The sequence below is a fragment of the Aminobacter sp. P4_D5 genome (assembly GCF_056401815.1).
On sequence record NZ_JBFUIP010000271.1, the window covers coordinates 1 to 5,026 of the forward strand.

Below are 5,026 nucleotides of genomic sequence, written 5' to 3' on the forward strand. Positions count from 1 at the left end.
GGGTAGCACAGCAGCCCGTTGCGGTGCTCGACCGCCTTCAACACTGCCTTGCGCGTGCTCGACATGTAGCAACCGAAGATGATCCTGACGCCGTCTTCAACAAGTAGCTTGTTGGCCAGACGATTATAGGCGACTGCATCGGAGCCCGGATCGTAATGGACGGCGACGAGCTCACGACCGTTGATGCCGCCTGCTTCGTTGACCTCGTGGATGGCAAACAGCGTCGCATTCAGCATGCTACGTTCCATCACCGAAGTGACACCGGTCTGGGAGAACAACACGCCGACCTTCATCGGCTCCTCGGTTCTTGTCGCCATCAATTGCCAACTCCGTCAGATTGTTCATCCGCGAACTCGACACAAAAAAAGCGCCCAGCGCGGGAAACCGCAGCAAGCGCCTTTGCTCGACCGATAGGGACATCGCTGTCCTTACGTAAGTTGTGCCTGAAGCTACCTAGCCCGTCAACTCGCTTACGCTTCGGCAAGCCACATTCGTCTTCGAGACAGCAATGCGACTGTGAACTCCAGTGCTGAAAGTGTTGTCGAACAATTCCAGCCGAGCCGGCAAACCGTACAAAACGTGGCTTTCCTTGGCATTGGACGCATCGCGCGAATTGCCAGTTGACAGAAATCCGCAAGTCTCGGATGATCATTGGCATCAGGCCTGCGACGATGCGGGCTGAGAACAGAGCAAAAAGGCTCCTGCGGGTCATCTCCGCCGGAGCCTTTTTGCGTTTTATCACCACTGCGCTGCGCCCGACTTTTCTTCGGCTCCGCAGACAGCAACGACGCTGACAATACCCATTGCCGCTTGGAGCGACGCAAGTCTCTCCTACCAAAAAATCCCTGAGATTCCTGTCGGATCCCAGACGTGCGGAGCTTTGTCAAAACGGTCCGCGCGGCGGAGCACAAAACAACATCAGCCTGAGGAGGAACTGGACGTGAATAAAGTTGAGACGTTTGGCACTGCGGTGCGCGTGGCCTGCGATGTGGGCGGCACATTTACCGACGTGTGCATCCTGAATGAGGCGTCCGGCAAGATACATGTCGCCAAGACGCCGACGACGCCGGATCCGATAGACGGTGTGCTCAAGGGCATCGAAGCGGGCGGTGTCGCCCTTCGCGACATCATCCTGTTCTCGMATGGTACGACGCTAGCCACGAACGCGTTGATCACCCGCCGTTTCCCGCCCGCCATCATGGTCACGACCAAGGGTTTTCGCGACGTCATCGAAATCCGGCGCGGCACGCGTGACGATCTCTGGGACACGTACAAGGAAATGGCCCCGCCCTATCTGCCGCGCCGCGACCGCCTAGTGGTCACCGAGCGCATCGACTACTCGGGCAAGGTCATTGAGGGCGTCAATGAAGCCGAGGCGCGTGAACTCGCCCGGGTCATCAGGAAGCGCAATGTCAACAACATTGCCATCTGCTTTGTGAATTCCTTTGTCAATCCCGAGAATGAGCAGCGGATGCGCGACATCCTGCTTGACGAATTGCCCGGCGTTTCAATTTCGCTGTCGAGTGACATCATGCCTGAAATCTTCGAGCATGAACGCTTCAACACCACAGTCGCCAACACCGTGCTTGGACCGGTCGCGGGACAATATGGCGCCGAGCTCGAAAGCCGCATGCAGGACGGCGGCTATGCCGGCGACGTGCTGCTGCTCCATTCGGGCGGCGGCGTGATGACCGCCAAGGGCGCCACCAAGTTCGCAGCGCGCCTCGCCGCTTCCGGYAYCGCCGCCGGCGCGATCGCAAGCCGCTTCATCTCCGAACTGGCCGGGTACAAGAACTCGATCAGCCTCGACATGGGCGGCACCAGCACCGACATCAGCCTTTGCTCTGATGGCCACCTCCACGTCACCAACGACTGGCATGTCGAATACGGCTATCCGATTCGCTTCCCAAGTATCGAGGTGCTGACCATCGGCGCCGGCGGCGGCTCGCTGGCCTGGCGCGACGCGGCCGGTGCACTTCGCAACGGACCGCAATCCGCGGGCTCGACGCCGGGACCGGTCTGCTACAACCAGGGCGGGACGGAGCCGACAAACTGCGACGCCAACGTGTTTCTCGGTCGCTTGGGAACCAAGCTCGCCGGCGGCAAGGTCGAACTTGACATCAAGCTTGCGGAAAGCGCCATCAACCGCGTCATCGCTGAACCTTTCGGCATGGATGCGGAGCAAGCGGCACTTTCGATCCTCAAGGTCGCGAACGCCAACATGGCTGACGCCGTTCGCCTGGTCTCGCTGCGCAAGGGTTACGACCCACGCGACTTCGCGCTGGTCGCCTTCGGCGGTGCGGGTGCGTTGCACGGCGTGGCTCTGGCTCGGGATCTGTACATCCCTGTCGTCCTGATCCCGCCGAACCCTGGCGTCACCTCGGCAATGGGCTGCCTGCTCGTCGACATCACTCACGACATCACGCAGATGTACACCGATACGGTCAGCGACATCGACATGGCCGAACTCAACAATGCCTTCCGCCTCTTGGAGGAAGACGGTCACGACCGCCTGTTGAGCGAGGATATCTCTCCTGAGCAGATGCTGTTCCAGCGCTACATCGACATGCGTTATCTCGGCCAGTGGCGTTCGATGTCGATCCCGGTGAGCGCCGACATCACCAACCTTGATGAGGCGGTCAAGCAGTTCCATGAGGAACATGGCCGCGAGCACAACTACTCCAGGCCCGACGCCCCGGTCGAGGTGTGCCGCATCCAAGTCAAGGCCACCGGCCTCAACCGCAAGGCGGAACTGGCGAAACACGAACTACGCAAGGCCCCGCTCCCGGCTCCGGTCGGCGAACGCCTGGTGCGGTTCGACGAAGCGCCCGAGCGCATCCAGACGCCGATCTACGACCGCTCGACCCTCCATGCAGGCGCGGTTGTCGTTGGGCCCGCGATCATCGACCAGCTCGACTCCACCATCGTCGTGCCACCCGGGATCAAGGCCGAAGTGGATGAGTACCTGATCATCAGGATGCACGTTCCGCAGCAGTCCTGAACCACGCACCTATCGCCACACAAATTTGAATTGGAGATTGGAAATGGCACCGAAAAAAGATCGCCGTACGCTCGATCCAGTTACCTTCGAAGTTCTGAAGAACGCCTACGTCAACATCGTCGACCAGATGGCAGAGCAGATCCTGCGCACCTGCTACTCGTTCGTAATCTACTCCCGCGACTTCTCCTCGGCCCTGTGCGACCCGACCGGAGACACGATCATGCAAGGCAGCGGCGATATCGCCGCTCACGTCGGCACGCTTCATTTGACCGCCAAGGCGGTGATCAAGAAGTTCGGCAACGACGTTCATCCAGGTGACGTCTTCGTCATCAACGACGTCTACCAAGGCGGAACCCACTTCAACGACACCCGCCTGTTCGCGCCAATGTTCTACAAGGGTGAACTCCTTGGCTACGCTCAGGCCAACGGCCATTGGGCGGATGTCGGCGGTGCCGTGCCCGGTTCGTTCAATGTGAATGCGCTCGATCACATGGCCGAAGGCCTGCGCATCACGCCGGTCAGGGTCTACAGCAAGGGCGTCTATCTCTCCGACGTCGCCGAGCTTATCGCCCACAACACGCGCGCGCCCAGTGACATCATCGGCGACCTCCAGGCGCAGGCGGAAGCTTGCCGTCTTGCCGAACGCGAGGTCCAGCGCCTGTGCGACAAATATGGCGTCGACACGATCAAGAAGTCGTTCAACGAGGTCCAGGACTACGTCGAGGATATGACGCGCCAGCGCATCTCCGATTTGCCTGATGGTACCTGGGAGACCATCGATTACATTGACGTTGACCCTGACCTTGGCGAAGGTCTTGTCCCCATCAAGGTGAAGATGACCATCGATGGCGACCGCGTCCACTATGACCTGACCGGATCGCATCCCAAGTCTGTCGGTTCATTCCTGAACTGTTGCTACGGCGGCGCATTCGCCGCAGTGGTTGCCGGAACGAAAATGCAGTCACCGGACATTCCGATGAACTCCGGCTTCTACCGCGTGGTAACAGTCGATGCCGGCCCGCTCGGCTCGGTCGTCAATGCCGAATGGCCCACCCCGGTCGCCGGCTTCGCTTCCGGGCCGTTCGAAAAGATCATGAACGCGGTCTTCGAGCTCTGGGCGGAGGTCCTGCCGGAACGCGCGATGGCCTGCACCTTCAACCTCGACTATCTGCTGATCGGCGGCCGCGACACGCGTCACGAAGGCAAGCCCTACTTCATGTGGTACGACTGGATGGTCGGCGGCTGGGGGGCGCGAAACGGCCGCGACGGCTGGGCGGCAACTGGCCCGGTGTTCGGCGTCCAGCTCGGAACCCAGCCCTTCGAAGGCCAGGAGCGGCTGTCGCCTGTGTTGACCACCTGCCACGAGCTGATGACCGATTCCGGTGGCCCTGGCGAGTTCCGCGGCGGTCTTGGCGTCCAGAAGGGCGGCACGCTTTACGCCTGCGAACGCACCGTGGTGTCCTATTGCTGCGACCGCGAACGCTCAATCACCTGGGGCCTGTGGGGCGGATTGCCCTCCATCCCGCACGGTGTCTGGGTCAATCCTGGGCAAGAGACGGAGCGCTACCTTGGCTCCCTCTTCTCCGGTGTGCCGCTGCAGCAAGGCGACACCGTCCAGCGCCCCTCGGCCGGCGGTGGTGGTCTTGGCGATCCCCTCAAGCGCGATATCAAGAGTGTGCTCGGTGACGTGGTCGAAGGCTACGTTTCGGTGGAGCGGGCCAAGAAGGACTACGGCGTTGTCGTCCATGTCGTGGATATCGATCTCGACGAATACAAGATCGACGAGAACGCCACGCTCGCCGAACGGGCGCGCATCGCCAGCCATCGCAAGGAATGGCTGCACGAAGACGCCGAGAAGATCGCCGCACTTTATCGCGACAAGAAGCTCAACATGCTCGATCTGATTCGCCAGTACGGCGTGATCGTCGACTGGGGCTCGGGCGAGCTTCTTCCCAAGACCACCGCTGAGTTCCGCGAGATGCTGAAGCGGCGGACGGTTCCCTACTGGACGGCATCGGGCCAGGC

3 protein-coding genes are annotated in these 5,026 nt (G+C 60.9%); 2 read left to right on the plus strand and 1 reads right to left on the minus strand.

Annotated features, from left to right (window positions below):
* The coding region (locus AC1DWF_RS30205) for a transporter substrate-binding protein (RefSeq protein WP_476842436.1) at nucleotides 1-317 on the minus strand (317 nt) is incomplete at its 3' end.
* Nucleotides 318-940: 623 nt separating this feature from the next.
* Between AC1DWF_RS30205 and AC1DWF_RS30210 the strand changes: the two genes are divergently transcribed.
* Nucleotides 941-3,001, plus strand: a complete 2,061-nt coding sequence (locus AC1DWF_RS30210; RefSeq protein ID WP_476842437.1) for a hydantoinase/oxoprolinase family protein — start codon at nucleotides 941-943, stop codon at nucleotides 2,999-3,001.
* Between the two features lie 43 nt (nucleotides 3,002-3,044).
* Nucleotides 3,045-5,026, plus strand: a 1,982-nt coding sequence (locus tag AC1DWF_RS30215; protein ID WP_476842438.1) for a hydantoinase B/oxoprolinase family protein, incomplete at its 3' end; no start/stop codon positions are given.